This window comes from Planotetraspora mira (assembly GCF_016863275.1).
GTDB lineage: Bacteria > Actinomycetota > Actinomycetes > Streptosporangiales > Streptosporangiaceae > Planotetraspora > Planotetraspora mira.
Window position 1 is genome coordinate 16,192 of record NZ_BOOO01000009.1, and the last position, 16,062, is coordinate 32,253.

General features: G+C 68.5%; 16 protein-coding genes. 11 read left to right on the forward strand and 5 right to left on the reverse strand.

Annotated features, from left to right (window positions below):
- Positions 1-5: 5 nt before the first annotated feature.
- Positions 6-542 carry an orotate phosphoribosyltransferase gene (pyrE, locus tag Pmi06nite_RS08710; protein ID WP_203952389.1) on the forward strand — a complete coding sequence of 179 codons (537 nt, stop codon included), beginning with the start codon at positions 6-8 and terminating at the stop codon, positions 540-542.
- On the opposite strand, the gene Pmi06nite_RS08715 is transcribed toward pyrE, so the two are convergent.
- Positions 520-963, reverse strand: coding sequence for a hypothetical protein (locus Pmi06nite_RS08715; RefSeq protein WP_203952390.1), 444 nt, complete (start codon positions 961-963; stop codon positions 520-522). The two genes, pyrE and Pmi06nite_RS08715, sit on opposite strands and share 23 nt — an antisense overlap.
- 75 nt (positions 964-1,038) lie before the next feature.
- On the reverse strand, positions 1,039-1,719 hold the full coding sequence (locus tag Pmi06nite_RS08720; protein ID WP_239113765.1) for a DedA family protein: 681 nt from the start codon (positions 1,717-1,719) through the stop codon (positions 1,039-1,041).
- 154 nt (positions 1,720-1,873) lie between these two features.
- Between Pmi06nite_RS08720 and fbaA the strand changes: the two genes are divergently transcribed.
- The 4 genes from fbaA (at position 1,874) to Pmi06nite_RS08740 (ending at position 5,962) form a co-directional block, all read left to right on the forward strand.
- Positions 1,874-2,896, forward strand: coding sequence for a class II fructose-bisphosphate aldolase (gene fbaA / locus Pmi06nite_RS08725; RefSeq protein WP_203952391.1), 1,023 nt, complete (start codon positions 1,874-1,876; stop codon positions 2,894-2,896).
- Positions 2,897-2,996: 100 nt separating this feature from the next.
- A complete protein-coding gene (locus tag Pmi06nite_RS08730; protein ID WP_203952392.1) occupies positions 2,997-3,419 on the forward strand; it encodes a DUF3151 domain-containing protein in 423 nt (140 codons plus the stop codon).
- A 232-nt stretch (positions 3,420-3,651) separates the two neighbouring features.
- On the forward strand, positions 3,652-4,935 hold the full coding sequence (locus tag Pmi06nite_RS08735) for an adenylosuccinate synthase (RefSeq protein ID WP_203952393.1): 1,284 nt from the start codon (positions 3,652-3,654) through the stop codon (positions 4,933-4,935).
- A gap of 100 nt (positions 4,936-5,035) precedes the next feature.
- Complete coding sequence (locus Pmi06nite_RS08740) at positions 5,036-5,962, forward strand: glycerophosphodiester phosphodiesterase family protein (protein WP_239113766.1); 927 nt, start codon at positions 5,036-5,038, stop codon at positions 5,960-5,962.
- A gap of 28 nt (positions 5,963-5,990) precedes the next feature.
- Here the strand turns inward: Pmi06nite_RS08740 and Pmi06nite_RS08745 are convergent, their stop codons facing one another.
- Positions 5,991-6,185, reverse strand: a complete 195-nt coding sequence (locus tag Pmi06nite_RS08745) for a ferredoxin (RefSeq protein ID WP_203952395.1) — start codon at positions 6,183-6,185, stop codon at positions 5,991-5,993.
- A gap of 11 nt (positions 6,186-6,196) precedes the next feature.
- Positions 6,197-7,393, reverse strand: a complete 1,197-nt coding sequence (locus tag Pmi06nite_RS08750; protein ID WP_203952396.1) for a cytochrome P450 — start codon at positions 7,391-7,393, stop codon at positions 6,197-6,199.
- Between the two features lie 103 nt (positions 7,394-7,496).
- Between Pmi06nite_RS08750 and Pmi06nite_RS08755 the strand changes: the two genes are divergently transcribed.
- The gene (locus Pmi06nite_RS08755; protein ID WP_203952397.1) at positions 7,497-8,108 is read left to right on the forward strand and encodes a TetR/AcrR family transcriptional regulator; all 612 of its coding nucleotides are present in this window, start codon (positions 7,497-7,499) and stop codon (positions 8,106-8,108) included.
- 390 nt (positions 8,109-8,498) lie between these two features.
- On the opposite strand, the gene Pmi06nite_RS08760 is transcribed toward Pmi06nite_RS08755, so the two are convergent.
- Positions 8,499-9,548, reverse strand: coding sequence for a magnesium and cobalt transport protein CorA (locus tag Pmi06nite_RS08760; protein ID WP_239113767.1), 1,050 nt, complete (start codon positions 9,546-9,548; stop codon positions 8,499-8,501).
- Positions 9,549-9,967: 419 nt separating this feature from the next.
- Here Pmi06nite_RS08760 and purD point away from each other — a divergent pair, with 419 nt between their 5' ends.
- From purD to Pmi06nite_RS08785, 5 genes are all read left to right on the forward strand, one after another.
- Positions 9,968-11,209: a phosphoribosylamine--glycine ligase gene (purD, locus tag Pmi06nite_RS08765; protein ID WP_203952399.1), complete on the forward strand. Its 1,242-nt coding sequence runs from the start codon at positions 9,968-9,970 to the stop codon at positions 11,207-11,209.
- Between the two features lie 44 nt (positions 11,210-11,253).
- Positions 11,254-12,102: a phosphoribosylaminoimidazolesuccinocarboxamide synthase gene (locus tag Pmi06nite_RS08770; protein WP_203952400.1), complete on the forward strand. Its 849-nt coding sequence runs from the start codon at positions 11,254-11,256 to the stop codon at positions 12,100-12,102.
- A gap of 163 nt (positions 12,103-12,265) precedes the next feature.
- Entirely contained in the window at positions 12,266-13,543 is a 1,278-nt protein-coding gene (gene murA / locus Pmi06nite_RS08775; protein WP_203952401.1) for a UDP-N-acetylglucosamine 1-carboxyvinyltransferase, read from the forward strand.
- A 274-nt stretch (positions 13,544-13,817) separates the two neighbouring features.
- Complete coding sequence (locus Pmi06nite_RS08780; RefSeq protein WP_203952683.1) at positions 13,818-15,047, forward strand: GTP cyclohydrolase IIa; 1,230 nt, start codon at positions 13,818-13,820, stop codon at positions 15,045-15,047.
- A gap of 65 nt (positions 15,048-15,112) precedes the next feature.
- Positions 15,113-16,057: an EamA family transporter gene (locus Pmi06nite_RS08785; protein ID WP_203952402.1), complete on the forward strand. Its 945-nt coding sequence runs from the start codon at positions 15,113-15,115 to the stop codon at positions 16,055-16,057.
- Positions 16,058-16,062 lie beyond the last annotated feature (5 nt).

Genomic DNA, 16,062 nt, shown 5'->3' on the forward strand with positions numbered 1-16,062 from the left:
GCACCATGAGTGACCGTGAACAGCTGCTTGACGAGATCAAGAACAAGGGGGTCGTGCACGGCCGGGTCGTGCTCTCCTCCGGCCGGGAGGCCGACTGGTATGTGGATCTGCGCCGGATCACGCTCGACGGCGTGGCGGCCCCCCTCGTGGGCCGGGTGATGCTCGACCTGACCGAGGACCTGGGCTACGAGGCGGTCGGCGGCCTCACGCTCGGGGCCGACCCGGTGGCGACGGCGATGCTGCACGCCGCGGCGGCCCGCGGCCGCGTGCTCGACGCGTTCGTCGTGCGGAAGGAAGGCAAGGCGCACGGCCTGCAGCGCCGGATCGAGGGCCCGGACGTCGCAGGCCGCCGGGTGCTCGCGGTCGAGGACACGACGACGACGGGCGCGTCGGTGCTGACCGCCGTCGAGGCGCTCAAGGAGGCGGGAGCCGAGGTCGTGGGCATCGCCACGATCGTGCACCGCGGCGGAGACGAGAACCTGGCCGCGACCGGCCTGCCGTACCGGTCGGCCTACACCCTCACTGACCTGGGGCTCTCGTGACCTTGAACGCCTCGCGTTCCCCCTGCTGACCCGCGGGCCGGGCGGTGCCGTTCTCGAACACCTGCACCGTCCCGGCGTCGTCGAGGACCACGTCGAGTTCGGGGTTGAAGTACGAGGCCTGCTCGCCCCGGGCCATGTCACGGTCGATGAGGACGTCTCCGCCCGGCACCCGCACGAAGACGGGACAGATGTCGGCCTGGCAGACCACCTGAACGGTGGGCACCTTCTCCGCGGAGGGCTGCTGGGAGGTCGGCGGAGCACTGGACGCGGCGGGCGCGCCGGGAGGGGTGGCGTCGTCGGAGCTGAGCGAGGAGATCAGCGCCTTCGCACCCACTCCGATCAGTGCCAACAGCACGACGACCGCCAGGCCGGCTAGCGCGAGCCTGGCGATGCCCAGCGGGTCAGACCGGTGGCGTCCCACACTTTGGAGACTAGCGGGTACGGGGGTTCCGGGACGGGGTCATCTCACGGCCCCGACCCGGCGGGTGCACAGGAGTCAACGCCCGGCGTGATGGCGGCCCTTGGGTTCGGGGACGACCACCCTGCGGCTCTTGATGACCTCTCGGACGATGGGGATCAGCGAGAGGGCGATGACGACGAAGACGCCGGGCAGGATGTACTTGTCGATGTTCTCGACCTTGGCGCCCAGGAAGTATCCGACCAGCAGCAGCGCCTCGACCCAGACGACGCCGCCCACGACGTTCCAGACGAAGAAGCGGCGCGGGTCCATCTCCAGAACGCCCGCCACCGGGTTCATGAAGGTGCGGACGATCGGCATGAATCGTGCGGCGACGACCGCCTTGGCGGGGCCGAACTTCTCAAAGTAGAACTCGGCCTTGTCGACGTGTTCCTTCTTGAAGAGCCGGGAATCGGGCTTCTCGAACAGCTTCCGGCCGAACCTGCCTCCAAGGAAATGCCCGAATTGCGCACCCGCGACGGCGGCGACGGGGGCGAAAATCAGCAGGGTGGGGAATGAGAGGGGCGCGATCCCGAGCCCCTGCGCCGCGGCCGCGGAGCTGAAAATGCCCGCGGCGACGAGCAGGGAGTCACCCGGCAGAAAGAAGCCGACAAGTAGCCCTGTCTCGGCAAATATGATGGCAATAACGCCAATCGTGGCAAGAGGGCCGAGCATGCCCAGCCACCACTTAGGGTCAAGAAGTTCCAAGAGCACGTCCACGGTGTGAGCCTACCTGTCCCTTATGAGACGAGACTGAGAACCGGCGGGCCCAAGTGCGCCGTTGTGGAATGACCATGAGCCTCGACGCTTCCCTGACGGGCATGGCCTTGGGGATACTGGCCACCGTTGAACCGTCCAGAAGGAGATGACTTCGATGCCTATCGCGACTCCAGAGGTCTACGCCGAGATGTTCGACCGCGCCAAAGCGGGCGGCTTCGCTTATCCGGCGATCAACGTGACCTCGTCGCAGACGTTGCACGCGGCGCTTCGCGGCTTCGCCGAGGCGGAGAGTGACGGAATCATCCAGGTGTCGACCGGTGGCGCCGAGTTCCTGTCGGGCACGACGGTGAAGGACATGGTGACCGGAGCCACCGCGTTCGCCGAGTTCGCCCGCGTGGTGGCCGCGAAGTACCCGATCACGGTCGGCCTGCACACCGACCACTGCCCGAAGGACAAGCTGGACACGTTCGTCCGGCCCCTGCTCGAGATCTCCCGCGAGCGCGTGGCCCGTGGCGAGGAGCCGCTGTTCCAGTCCCACATGTGGGACGGCTCCGCCGTACCGCTGGAGGAGAACATCGACATCGCCTCCGAGCTCATCGACAAGACCCGCGAGGCGCGCGTGATCCTCGAGGTCGAGATCGGCGTCGTGGGCGGCGAGGAGGACGGCGTCGTCGGCGAGATCAACGAGAAGCTCTACAGCACCCCCGAGGACGGGCTCGCGCTCGCCGAGGCGCTGGGGCTGGGCGAGCGCGGCCGCTACATCGTGGCCGCCACCTTCGGCAACGTCCACGGCGTCTACAAGCCGGGCCACGTCAAGCTGCGCCCGAGCGTCCTCAAGGACATCCAGGACGCCGTCGGCGCCAAGTACGGCAAGGACAAGCCGTTCTCCCTGGTCTTCCACGGCGGATCCGGCTCGGCGGTCGAGGAGATCCAGGAGGCCATCTCCTATGGCGTCGTGAAGATGAACATCGACACCGACACCCAGTACGCCTTCACACGGCCGATCGCCGACCACATGTTCAAGAACTACGACGGCGTGCTCAAGGTCGACGGCGAGGTCGGCAACAAGAAGGCCTACGACCCCCGCGTGTACGGCAAGGCCGCCGAGGCCGGGATGGCCCACCGGGTCGCCGAGGCCTGCGCGCAGCTCAAGTCGGCGGGCACGAAGCTGAAGTAATCCGAGGTCAGCCGGGAACGGGAGATCATACGCAAATCGATCTCCCGTTTCCTGTGACCGATCATTACTCTTTCGGTCTTCCACAGGTAAGACTGTGTCCATGGAAACGCACGAAAACCTCCTTGGCGGTCCGCCGCCGACCCTGCTGCCGGACAACACCGAGGCACGGGAGATGCTCGAGGCAGGCGCCAAGGCGGCCGACGTGGCCGCGCGCTTCCCCACCTACTCGGCGGCCTGGGCCGCCCTGGCGGACGACTTCTTCACCGCGGGCCATGCCGTGACGTCGTATGCGTTCGCGCGAACCGGTTACCACCGGGGGCTCGACCAGTTGCGCCGTGCCGGCTGGAAGGGCCATGGCCCCATCCCCTGGGAGCACGAGCCGAACAAGGGTTTCCTGCGCTGCCTGAACGCGCTCGCCCGTGCCGCCCAGGCGATCGGCGAGAAGGACGAGGCCGAGCGTTGCGCCCAGTTCCTGCGCGACAGCAGCGCCACGGCAGCTGAGGAGCTCGCCGGATCCCGGTGACCTTCGCCGCCTCACCTGGCGCGACACCGCCTCCCGCATTCCGCGGGGGGCGGTTGCGTCTGCGGCCGCCCCGCCCCGTGACGCGTGGTCGGCCGGGGATTCCTGAGACGGCGCGCCATGAGCGGCGGCGCCGGAGATCCCCTAAATCGGAATGCTCAGGTAGTCTCTGTTTGCAAGAGGCCCTTGTCGCGCTTGCGTCAGGGGCTTTCGTTTTGTGCGCAGGAGTAAGACCATGCCGGCTGTCGTTCTCGTGGGTGCCCAGTGGGGCGATGAGGGTAAGGGAAAGGCCACCGACCTGCTCGGCGGCGACGTCGACTACGTGGTCCGCTACCAAGGGGGGAACAACGCGGGCCACACGGTGGTGATCGGGGACCAGAAGTACGCTCTGCACCTGCTGCCGACCGGGGTGCTCTCCCCCGACGTCGTGCCGGTCATCGGCAACGGCGTCGTCATCGATCCGGGCGTGCTGCTCGGCGAGATCGACGGGCTGGCCGGCCGGGGGATCGACTGCGACCGCCTGCTGATCTCCGCGAACGCGCACCTGATCATGCCCCACCACAAGGCGATCGACAAGGTCAGCGAGCGGTTCCTGGGCAAGTCCAAGATCGGCACGACCGGCCGGGGCATCGGCCCCGCCTACGGCGACAAGATCTACCGCGTGGGCATCCGCGTGCAGGACCTCCTCGACCCCGGCATCCTCCGCCAGAAGATCGAGGCCGCGCTCGCGGAGAAGAACCAGATCCTCACCAAGATCTACAACCGGCGCGGGCTCGACGCGGACAAGGTCCTCGACGAGTACCTCGGCTACGCCGAACGGCTGCGCCCCCACATCGCCGACACGTCGCTGATCCTGAGCAATGCACTCGACGAGGACAAGGTCGTGCTGCTCGAGGGCGGCCAGGGCACGCTCCTCGACATCGACCACGGCACCTACCCGTTCGTGACGTCGAGCTCTCCCACGTCGGGCGGCGCGTGCGCGGGGTCCGGCATCCCGCCGAACCGGCTCACCCGGGTCATCGGCATCCTCAAGGCGTACACGACCCGCGTCGGCTCCGGCCCCTTCCCCACCGAACTGCTCGACGAGCAGGGCGAGTGGCTGCGCCAGACCGGAGGCGAGTACGGCGTGACCACCGGCCGCAACCGCCGCTGCGGCTGGTTCGACGCGGTCATCGCGCGCTACGCCACCCGGATCAACGGCGTGACCGACTTCTTCCTGACCAAGCTCGACGTGCTGTCCGGTCTCGAGCGGATCCCCGTGTGCGTCGCCTACGACGTGAACGGCGTTCGCCACGACGAGATCCCGATGACGCAGACCGAGTTCCACCACGCCACGCCGATCTACGAGGAGTTCCCCGGCTGGCAGGAGGACATCACCAGCGCCAAGACCTTCGACGACCTGCCGCCCAACGCGCAGGCCTACGTCCGGGCGCTGGAGGAGATGAGCGGCGCTCGGATCTCCGCGATCGGCGTCGGCCCCGGCCGCACGCAGACCCTGCAGATCCGTTCCCTGCTGTGATTTCCGCAGGCATGTGCCGTACGGGATGTTTTGCGGGCATGCACGCCAGGGACCGGGAGATGCCCGGGGACAAGCGGCGGAGACAGTAAGGTACGCCGTTGTGCACGGATACGTTGAGCTACACGGTCACCGGGGAGCGCGCGGGCTGAGGCCCGAGAACACGCTCCCCGGTCTCGCGTTCGCGCTGGAGCTGGGTGTCGACGCGTTGGAGTTCGACGTGGCGATGTCGGCCGACGGGCAGCTCGTGCTCACCCACGACCTGATCGTCTCTCCCGTGACCAGCGCCGACACCGGCATGGCCACGCCGGACGACGAGATGTTCCCCTACGTGGGGAGGCCGATCAACTCGCTGACGCTCGCGCAACTGCGCACGCTCGACGTCGGCGTACGGCTGCCGCAACGCCCCGACGACGTGTTCGCCCTCACGCAGGTGCCGTTGCCGGACACCCGGATGCCCACGCTGGGCGCGGTGCTCGGGCTGATCGGCGCCCTCGGGGCGGACAAGGTCCGGCTCAACGTGGAGCTGAAGTCCAATCCCACCCGCCTGGACCTGTCCGCCGACCCGGTCGAGTTCGCCGAGCGGGTCGTGAAGGAGCTCGACAAGCACGACAAGCTCTCCCGGGCGTCCCTGCTCAGCTTCGACTGGCGCGTCCTGAAGGCCGCCGAGCAGCTGGTCGACCAGCGGTACGCGCTGATCGAGCGGGTGACGGCGAACCCCGAGTGGATGAACGGGCTCGACCTCGCCGACTTCGACGGCGACATCCCCGCGGCCGCCGCCGAGGTGGGGGCGACGACGCTTTCTCCCGACCGCGTGCTCGTCGACGAGGCCCTCATGGCCGGCGCGTCCCTGCGCGGCATGCCCGTCGTCGTGTGGACGGTCAACGACCCCGAGGAGGCGTCCCGGCTGATCGACATGGGCGCGTCCGCGATCGTCACCGACTACCCCGATCGCATGCGCCGCCTCTGGAAGGCGCGCAACCTCCCGTTGCCGGAGCCGGTCCGCCCGCTCCGGCACGTCGACGCCTGACCAGGTCGTCGTAGGAGGCCTGGGCGCGTCACTCCTCGATCGAGAGCGCTCCGGACGGGCAGAGCTGAACCGCGCGGCGGACCGCCGCCTCGCGGGACGCGGGGGGATCATGATCGAGCACGACCACCGTCCCGTCGTCCTCGCTCTGGTCGAAGACCTCCGGCACGGTGAGCGCGCACATGCCCGCCCCCACGCATACGCCGGTGTCCGCCTTGATCTTCATCGCGTTCCTCCCTACCAGGTGACCGGCAGGCGGTGCACCCCGTAGATGGCCATGTCCGAGCGCATCGGGACGTCCTCGGCCGGCACGGCGAGGCGCAGACCGGGGAAGCGCCGCAGCAGGGCCGGATAGGCGATGCGCATCTCCGCCCTGGCCAGCTGCTGGCCGAGGCACTGGTGCACGCCGTGCCCGAAGGTGAGATGGCCGTGGACGGGCCGGGAGACGTCCAGCGTCTCGGCCTCCCCGAACCGCTCCGGGTCCCGGTTGACCACGGCCGCCGCGATGGTCACCGCCTCACCGGCCTTGATCAGATGGCCGTCCAGATCGACGTCCTCCAGGGCGGTCCGGATCGGGCCGATGTGGATGATGGTGAGGTAGCGCAGCAACTCCTCGACGGCACCCTCCACGACGGCCGGATCATCGCGCACCGCCGCGAGTTGCTCGGGGTTGGTCAGCAGCGCGAACGTGCCGAGCCCCAGCATGTTCGCGGTCGTCTCATGACCGGCGACGAGCAGAAGCAGGCCGACTCCGGCGAGTTCCTCTTCGTCCAGCTCTCCTCCGGCCACCAGGCCGCCGAGCAGGTCGTCGGAGGGCTCGGCGCGCTTGCGCCGGACGAGGTCGCGCAGATAACCGAGAAGGTCGTCCATCGCGGCCTTGGCCTGCTCCGGCGTCGAGCGCAGGCTCAGCATCACCGCGGAGTCCCGCTGGAACCTCTCCCTGTCGTCGTACGGCACGCCGAGCAGCTCGCATATCACCAGCGAGGGGATCGGCATGGCGAAGGCCTGGACGAGGTCGACGGGGCCGCCCTGGCTCTCCATGGCGTCCAGGCGGTCGTTGGTGATCTGCTCGATCCTCGGCTCGAGCTGCTTCATCCTGCGCACCGTGAACTGACCGGTCAGGAGCTTCCGGAAGCGGGTGTGCTCAGGCGGATCCATCCGGATGAAGAAGCCGGGCGGCGTCTTGAACTCCTTCATCTTGATCAACCGGTTCTGGATGGGCGGATGGAGGAGCTCGGGCCGGGTGCTGAACGAGGGGTGGGCGAGCACCGCACGGGCCAGGGCGTAACCGGTCACGAGCCAGCCCTCGTGGTCGTCCGCATAGATCATCCGGTGGATCGGCGTCTCCTCGCGGACCCGGGTCAGTTCGTCAGGCGGGTCGAAGGGGCGCTCGCGAGCAGTCGTGTACGTCAGGCCGGGTATCGCCTCTGTCATGACTCACTCCTTGTCTGCTTGTCAGCTTCCTCCACACCTAGCATCATTCGGTGCAAATTTGCAATGGATGCAAATATGATTTGAATGTCGTAAAGTTCAAGTTATGGGCGATGCGGTGGGCTTGCGGGAACGCAAGAAGCTACGCACCAGGCGAGCGCTGATCGAGGCGGCCCTGCGTCTGTTCGAGGAGAAGGGCTACGAGGAGACGACGGTCGCGGAGATCACCGCGGCCGTGGACGTCTCGACGAGGACGTTCTTCAGCTACTTCACGAGCAAGGAGGACGTCGTCTTCTTCGACGGCGAGTCCCGGGTCGAGGCCGCCCTCAAGATGATCGCCGACCGCAGGCCCGCGGAGACCGTCGTCGACCTCCTCCTGCGGGTCACCAGCCACAGCCTCGACGCCGTCAAGGACGCCGACCTGACGGTGGAACTGACCCCCGCCCGCCGCCACCTGATCACGACGGTGCCGGCCCTCCGGGCCCGCGGGCTGGACCTGCTGTTCGAGACGCAGCAACGCCTGGCCGACGCCCTCCACCGGGCCTACGCCGACGAACTCGACCCCATCGAGGCCGCCGCCGCCATCGGGTCCCTCATGGGCGCGGCCCATCTGGCCACGACCATCAGCATGGAGCGAGGCGAGACCCCCGAGCAGGTGTGGGCCGCGGGCAGGCGGGCCATGGAAATCGCGATACGCGGCCTATCCTCAATCGGCTGACCCCCCACCCCCACCCCCACCCCCCACCCCCTCGCGCGTGATCATGCACACATTCGCGAACCTGCCCCCTGACCAGCCACCCTCTCCGCCGTGATCATGCACACATTCGGAAATCCAGGCCCTGAACAGCCATTTCCCGGTTCGTGATCATGCACATGTTCTGCGGCGGATGCGCTGTGCTGCGGAGAAACCGTTCGTGATCATGCAATTGCCTGATCATGAACTGCATTTCCGCAGGTCGAGACCTGCCTCTACGAATCTGTGCATGATCACAAAATGCGTTGTGGCAGGTGGAGGGGCCTTTCCACGAACCTGTGCATGATCACGCGGAGCGTTCGCGCAGGTCTGTACGGCTCATGCCGAATGTGTGCATGATCACGCCGGGAGGGGTCAGAGCCAGCCGTTGCGGCGGAAGGCTCGGTGCAGCAGCGTGCAGGCCACGATCATGAGGCCGATCACCACGGGATAGCCGTAGGCCGCCCGCAGTTCCGGCATGTGATCGAAGTTCATCCCGTAGATGCCCGCGATCATCGTGGGGACCGAGATGATCGCGACCCAGGACGAGATCTTCCGCATGTCCTCGTTGGCGAGCGCGTTCGAGCGGGCCAGCGCGGCCTGCAGGATGGAGTCGGACAACTCGTTGGACGCCTGGACCTGCTCGCACACACGGGACAGGTGGTCGCCGACGTCGCGGAAGTACTCCCGCATCTCCGACGGGATCATGCGGCGCTGGGGGAGGGCGTTGAACGGCGTCTGCAGGGGGGCGACGGCCCGCTTGAGCTCGAGCATCTCCCGCTTGAGCTGGTAGATGCGGTTGATGTCGCGAGAGCTGACCTCGGCGAAGACGGCCGCTTCGACCTCTTCGAGCTCGGCCTGCATGAGATCGGCGACCTGGAGGTACTTGTCGACGACGTGGTCGGCGATGGCGTGCAGCACACCCGTCGGGCCACGGCCCAGCAGCTTCGGCTTGTCCTCGAGCTTCTCCCGGACGTCGGCGAGCGGGCAGTGCCTGCCGTGCCGTACGGTCACGACGAAGTCGGGGCCCACGAACAACATGATCTCGCCGGTGCCGATGATCTCGCTGGTGGCGGTCAGCACCTCGTGATCGAGGAAGGCGACGGTCTTGAGCACGACGAAGATGGAGTCGCCGTACCTTTCGACCTTGGGCCGCTGGTGGGCCTTGATCGCGTCCTCGACCGCCAGGGGGTGCAGACCGAAGACGTCGGCCAGCCATTCGACCTCGGGCGCCGCCGGCTCGTGCAGGCCGACCCACACGTACGCGTTGGGCAGGGAATTGCCGGTGTTGTGCGCGCGGACGAGGCTCACGGCCTCCGCGATGCCGTCGGCGGCGACCTTCGTCCCGCCGATGTAGGCGCCGAATTCGACGAGGGACTTGCTCGGGGGAACACAACCGCTCAGCTTCTCCGGGGGATTGATCACGGACGCGCTGAGACGAGTAGGGATGACCCGGGTGTTCCTAGTGATACGGGGGAAAATCGCTGAAGAGCGCATGGCGGTCCCTTCCCGCCCGAGCCGGCACGCTCCACGCGCGACGTGATGTCACCCCTTATAAGGCGTGAACTGCCCCTCGGGCTCTGTTGTGAAGTGGTCGGGAGTGCGCACGTCGCACGTGCGCGAGCACGTACTGACGGGATCACCAGAACTCATCCCGAACCACCTCCAATCGCCACGAGAGGGGACGAAGCCTGCCTAAGTTACCACATGCAAGGGTTGGCCGCCTTTTGAGCGTACCCAACCCCCACGTGTGATCATGCACTACTTGTCAAAATCAGCCCGTGCCTCCCGCGATGCGGCAGCGAGCGGAGCGAGCGCACACGAGCAGGCGCGACAATGGACACGTGCGCGTTCTCGTCATCGGATCCGGGGGCCGCGAGCATGCTCTGTGCCGCGCCCTGCGACTCGACCCGGCCGTCTCAGAGCTCCACTGCGCCCCCGGCAACGCCGGGATCGCGGAAGTGGCGACCCTGCACTCCGTGACACCCACGGACGGGGCCGCCGTCTCCGCTCTGGCCGTGCGGCTGGGTGCCGACCTGGTCGTCATCGGGCCGGAGGCCCCGCTGGTCGCGGGCGTCGCCGACGCCGTCAGGGCTGAGGGCGTCCCCTGCTTCGGCCCGTCGAAGGAGCCTGCCGCGATCGAGGGCTCCAAGGCCTTCGCCAAGGACGTCATGGTGGCCGCGGGGGTCCCCACCGCGCGGTCGTTCACCTGCGCGACCGACGACGAGGCCGCCGCCGCGCTCGACGCGTTCGGCCCGCCGTACGTAGTGAAGGACGATGGCCTGGCCGCGGGCAAGGGCGTCGTCGTGACGAGCGACCGCGACGAGGCGCTGGCCCACGCCCGGGCGTGCGAACGGGTCGTCATCGAGGAGTACCTCGACGGTCCCGAGGTGTCGTTGTTCGCGCTGTGCGACGGGGCGGCCGCCGTGCCGCTCCAGCCCGCGCAGGACTTCAAGCGCGCCTATGACGGCGACGAGGGGCCGAACACCGGCGGCATGGGCGCCTACACGCCGTTGCCCTGGGCTCCCGGCGATCTGACCGAGCAGGTCATGGCCGAGGTCGTCAGGCCGACGGTCGCCGAGCTCGCCCGCCGCGGCATGCCGTACAACGGGGTCCTGTATGCGGGGTTGGCCCTCACGAAGGCCGGGCCGCGGGTCATCGAGTTCAACGCCCGGTTCGGCGACCCGGAGACGCAGGTCGTGCTCGACCGGCTGGCGACGCCGCTCGCGGGCCTGCTGCTCGCCTGCGCGACGGGAGACCTCGCGGCGCACGAACCTCTCCGCTGGCGTGGCGGCGCGGCGGTGACCGTGGTGGTCGCGGCCGAGAACTACCCGGCGGATCCGGTTAAGGGCGACGCCATCGAGGGGCTCCCGCCGGCGACCCCGAACGCGTACGTCCTGCACGCCGGCACCGCCTTCGACGGCGACCGCCTGGTGTCGAACGGAGGCAGGGTGCTCAACGTGGTCGGCACCGGCGCGGACATCGCGGAGGCGCGGGCGGCCGCCTACGGGGCGCTCAAGAGGATCTCGATGCGCGGCTCCCACCATCGGTCCGACATCGCGCTGTCCGCGGTGGCCGAGGCCTGACCCGGGCGGTCTCCGCCTGTGCGGGGCCGAATAAACTCGGCACGGTGAAACACCTCCACTCCGGCAAGGTCCGCGACCTGTACGAGACCGACGACGGCCTGCTGTTGATGGTGGCCTCCGACCGGATGTCGGCGTTCGACCACGTGCTCGAACCAGGCATTCCCGACAAGGGCGAGATACTGACCCGCCTGTCGTTGTGGTGGTTCGACCAACTCAAGGACGTCGTCCCCAACCACGTCGTCTCGGCGGACGTGCCGGCCGAGTTCGCGGGCCGTGCCGTCCTGTGCCGCAAGCTGCGGATGGTGCCCGTGGAGTGCGTGGCGCGCGGGTATCTGACGGGCGGCGGGCTCCTCGAGTACCGCGCCGGCGGCGCCGTCTCCGGCGTACGGCTCCCGCCCGGTCTCGACAACGGGTCGCGACTGCCCGAGCCGATCTTCACCCCCTCGACGAAGGCCCCGATGGGCCGGCATGACGAGCCGATGACGTTCGACCAGGTCGTCGATGAGGTCGGCGCCGAGGTCGCGGAGATGCTCAGGCGGATCACGCTCGACGTCTACGCGCGTGGCGCCGAGATCGCCCTCGAGAGGGGCATCATCCTGGCCGACACCAAGATCGAGCTCGGCTGGGACGCCGACGGCGTGCTGACCCTGGGCGATGAGATCCTGACGCCGGACTCCTCCCGGTTCTGGCCGCGTGAACTCTGGGAGCCGGGACGGCCGCAGCCGTCGTTCGACAAGCAGTACGTCAGGGACTGGCTGGTCTCCCCCGAGTCCGGCTGGGACCGTAACTCCGGTGAGGCGCCCCCGCCGCTTCCCGACAAGGTCGTCGAACGGACCCGGCAACGCTATGTGGAGGCATTCGAACGGCTGACCGGATCGGCCTTCAGGAGTTAGTCACTCCAGTCACACCCGCATCAGTGGCATGGAGCTCCATCTAGGGCCCTCCGGGGGTTGTTCCCCCGCGAAACGCCCGGGATAGCGGCTACTCTGGGCCGACGGCGTGGCTGCCGCCATTTTGCGGGTCCCCCACCCTTCCCCCGACTTAGGAGTCTCATTCATGGTTCGTTACCGCGTGCGCGGTGGCAACGTACTGCGTGGAACCGCCTTCATCCAGGGCGCGAAGAACGCCGTACTGCCCATGATCGGGGCGGCGCTGCTCGCCTCAGAGGGCCGCACGGTGCTGCGCAACGTACCCGTGATCGAGGACGTGCGCAGAGCCGTCGAGCTCGCGGAGGCCATCGGCGCCAAAGTGGAGTTCCACGAGACCGAGCGGACGCTGGTGATCGATGCCTCGCGGCTCACCAGCCCGGTTCTCCCCGCCCACATCGCGCGACGGTTCCGCGGCTCCGTGTTGTTCGTCCCCGCCCTGCTGCACCGGCTCGGCGAGGCGATCATCGAGGGCATCGGCGGCTGCAACCTCGGCAGCAGAAACCTGGACTTCCACTACCTCGGCTACAAGCGCCTCGGCGCGATCGTGGACGAGGGTGAGAGCGTCATCCACATCAAGGCGGCCGGGCTCCTCGGCGCTCCGCTTTACCTCGACACGCCCTCTCACACGGGCACAGAGAACCTCATCATGGCCGCGGCCCTCGCCAAGGGCACCACGATCATCGAGAACGCGGCGCTGGAGCCCGAGGTCCTCGACGTGATCGGGATGCTCTCCCGCATGGGCGCCAAGATCAGCGGTGGCGGCACCGGCTTCATCACGGTCGAAGGCGTCGACGAGTTGACCGCGGTCGAGCACACCGTGATGCCGGACCGGCTCGACGCCGGCGTCTTCGCGATGGCCGCCGCCATCACGGGCGGCGAGGTGAACCTCGTCGGCGCCTCCCTCGAGCACCTCGGCGTCGTCCGGTGGAAGCTGGAGCAGATGGGCGTCGAGTTCGAGACCGACGGCGCGGTCCTCCACGTCCGGCGCGACCGTAACCTCCGGCCGATCAACGTGATCACCGACACCTACCCGGGCTTCGCGACCGACCTGCAGTCGCCGCTCATGACGGTGGCCTGCCTCGCGGACGGCTCCAGCTACATCCACGAGCGGATCTTCGACGGGCGCTTCGCGCTCGCGGGAGAGCTCAACAAGATGGGAGCCCAGATCGAGGTCGACGGCAGCCGCGCGGTGGTCCACGGACCCACACCGCTGCACGGCACCGAAGTGACGGCTCACGATCTGCGATCCGGAATCGCACTCGTGCTGGCCGGTCTGGCCGCCGATGGAGAGACGACGATCGACTCCGGATATCTCATCGATCGCGGACACGCTGCCCTCGCTCAGCGTATGCAGGCGCTCGGCGCAGATGTGGAACGGGAAATTTCCCCTTTGAGTGAGGGCTGAGTTCAGAAACCCATTTATCCGCGTCGACCAGCGGAAACATTACATTTCCCGGAACCACCGGCCCCTCGCAGAATGGCATTCGGCAAATCCGGGCGTGACATTACGGCCTTAACAAGCGATCGTTCCAAAGAGAACCACAACAACGAGGGCACGTGGGATGGGACGAACATTGGTCGAACGCACGGAAGAGACTCCGCGCGGGTCGCGCCTGAGCGCGGGGACGCCGGACCTCACCATCGGAGTGGTGGGGTCGCACGACCTCGTCGAGCGGGTGATGCTCATGGGGCATGCGGCGGCTCCGGTACCTTGCCGGTTGGTCGCCGCCGCCTACCGGGACGAGCAGGAAGCGGCCGACAAGGTGACCCGGCTCGGTCCCGGCGTGGACGCCTGCCTGTTCGCCAGCCCGGTCCCGTTCGAGCTGGCCCGGCGGGCGGGGGTGCTGACGGTGCCCGCGACGCATGTGCAACTCGGCGGTGCCGCTCTGGTCTCGGCGATCGCGCGCGCGATGCTGGACGACCGCATCGATCCCCGGCGGGTGAGCATCGATGTGCTGAGCCGATCGGAGATCGACGAGGCGTACTCGGATCTGAACCTCCCCTCGGGGGATGTCCACAGCCGGGACGAGCCGGGGGCCACGGGAACCATCACGGCCTTCCACGAGCGGCTGCTGCGTCAGGGCGTCACGACGGGCGTGCTCACGTGCGTCCAGGGAGTCGCCGACCGGCTGGCCGCCGCGGGGATGCCGGCCATCCCGATCCGGCCGACGTCGGCCGCGATCCGCTCCGCCCTGCACACGGCGGGCCTGCTGGGCGCCCGGCACCGGCTGGAGGAGTCGCAGCTCACCGTCATCCTGGTGGAGGTGCCGACACTGCGCGAGCCCGTACGGCGGGCCTCCCCGCGTTACTGGCGCGACGAGTTGCGACTGTCCCTGCACCGGTTGCTGGTCCAGGAGGCCAACCGGATCAACGCGAGCGTGTGGCCCATCGACGACCACAGCTATCTGGTGGTGGCGACCAAGGGATCGATCGCCGCGGCCACCGACGGCTTCCGGGTCCTGCCGTTCGCGGCCAGGATCCGCGAGGAGCTGGGGCTGGCCGTCGAGGTGGGTGTGGGCATGGGCCGTACGACCCATGACGCCGAGACCCACGCACGGGGCGCGCTGACCCGGAGCCAGGGCGGCAAGCAGGCGCAGGGCTTCGCGGTGGACCGCGAGGGCAGGGCGCTCGTCCCGCCGCCCCGGATGCCGCCCCAGTCGGGCGGGCAGGCCAAGCCCAGAGGCGTCGAGGTGCTCGCCCGCCTGGCCGCCAAGCTCGAGGGTGGGGACACGGTCGTGGACGCGGAGGGTGCGGGGCGCATGCTCGGCGTCACGCCCCGCACGGCTCGGAGGTTGTTGCGCACGCTGGTCGACGAGGGACTCGCGTGGCCGCTTCCGCCGAACCGCACTCCGCAGCCCGGCCGGCCGCGTCAGCTCTATCGGCTCATCGTGGAGAAGCTGAGCCGCTGACCGTGCCCGCCTAGCGGCCGACCCAGGCCGGGATCGTCCGGCTCTGGGAGATATTGTCATGCGCCATGGGGAAGAACGGTCGTGACATCCGGGTCTGGTTGGCGCTCGCCGCGGTCTATGTCGTGTGGGGATCGACGTATCTCGCCATCAAGTTCGCCACCGAGAGCATCCCTCCCCTTCTGAGCGGTGGGATCCGGTTCATCACGGCCTCGCTGATCCTGGGCACGGTGCTGCTCGTCCGCAAGGGGTTCGCGGCGTACCGGATCACCTGGCGGGAGTTCGGCGGCGCCGCGCTCGTCGGGCTGCTCCTGCTGACCGCCGGCAACGGCATGGTGGCCCTGGCCGAGCAGTACATCTCCAGCGGCCTGGCCGCTCTGCTCGTCGCGTCGGTGCCGTTGTGGCTGATCGTGCTGAGGACGGTCGTCCGCGACCGGCCGCACGTGCTGACGATGGCCGGCGTGCTCGTGGGCTTCGTCGGCGTGGCGGGGTTGTCACTGGGCGGCGGGACGTCGGCGGGCACCGTCGGAATCGTCGTGATCCTGCTGGCCTCGGTGTCCTGGTCGCTCGGCTCGTTCCTGTCGCCGCGGATCCCGATGCCGAAGGATCCGTTCATGGCCAGCACCATCGAGATGGTCGCCGGAGGCGCGGGTCTCCTGCTGCTGGGCACCTCGTTCGGCGAGCACCTCGACATCGCGGCCGTGACCGGGCGCTCGTGGCTGGCCGTCGCCTATTTGGTGGTCGCCGGATCGCTCGTCGCGTTCACGTCGTACGTGTGGCTTCTGGGGAACGCGCCGATCTCTCTCGTGTCGACCTACGCGTACGTGAACCCGGTGGTGGCGGTGCTCCTCGGGATGGTCGTCGTCGGCGAGCAGGTGACGCACGGCATGCTGCTCGCCGGGGCCCTCATCGTGGTCGGCGTGGCCCTTGTGGTCTCCACCGAGCGACACTCGCCGGCGGTTGAGGCGGATGCCTCGTCACCTCGGGTCGGCTCCCCGGAACCCCGGACATGAGCCTC

Coding starts and splice junctions, on each gene's coding strand:
- pyrE (WP_203952389.1), top strand. CDS start 6: ATGAGTGACCGTGAACAGCTGCTTGACGAGATCAAGAACAAGGGGGTC.
- fbaA (WP_203952391.1), top strand. CDS start 1,874: ATGCCTATCGCGACTCCAGAGGTCTACGCCGAGATGTTCGACCGCGCC.
- Pmi06nite_RS08730 (WP_203952392.1), top strand. CDS start 2,997: ATGGAAACGCACGAAAACCTCCTTGGCGGTCCGCCGCCGACCCTGCTG.
- Pmi06nite_RS08735 (WP_203952393.1), top strand. CDS start 3,652: ATGCCGGCTGTCGTTCTCGTGGGTGCCCAGTGGGGCGATGAGGGTAAG.
- Pmi06nite_RS08745 (WP_203952395.1), bottom strand. CDS start 6,185: ATGAAGATCAAGGCGGACACCGGCGTATGCGTGGGGGCGGGCATGTGC.
- Pmi06nite_RS08750 (WP_203952396.1), bottom strand. CDS start 7,393: ATGACAGAGGCGATACCCGGCCTGACGTACACGACTGCTCGCGAGCGC.
- Pmi06nite_RS08755 (WP_203952397.1), top strand. CDS start 7,497: ATGGGCGATGCGGTGGGCTTGCGGGAACGCAAGAAGCTACGCACCAGG.
- murA (WP_203952401.1), top strand. CDS start 12,266: ATGGTTCGTTACCGCGTGCGCGGTGGCAACGTACTGCGTGGAACCGCC.
- Pmi06nite_RS08780 (WP_203952683.1), top strand. CDS start 13,818: ATGCTCATGGGGCATGCGGCGGCTCCGGTACCTTGCCGGTTGGTCGCC.
- Pmi06nite_RS08785 (WP_203952402.1), top strand. CDS start 15,113: ATGGGGAAGAACGGTCGTGACATCCGGGTCTGGTTGGCGCTCGCCGCG.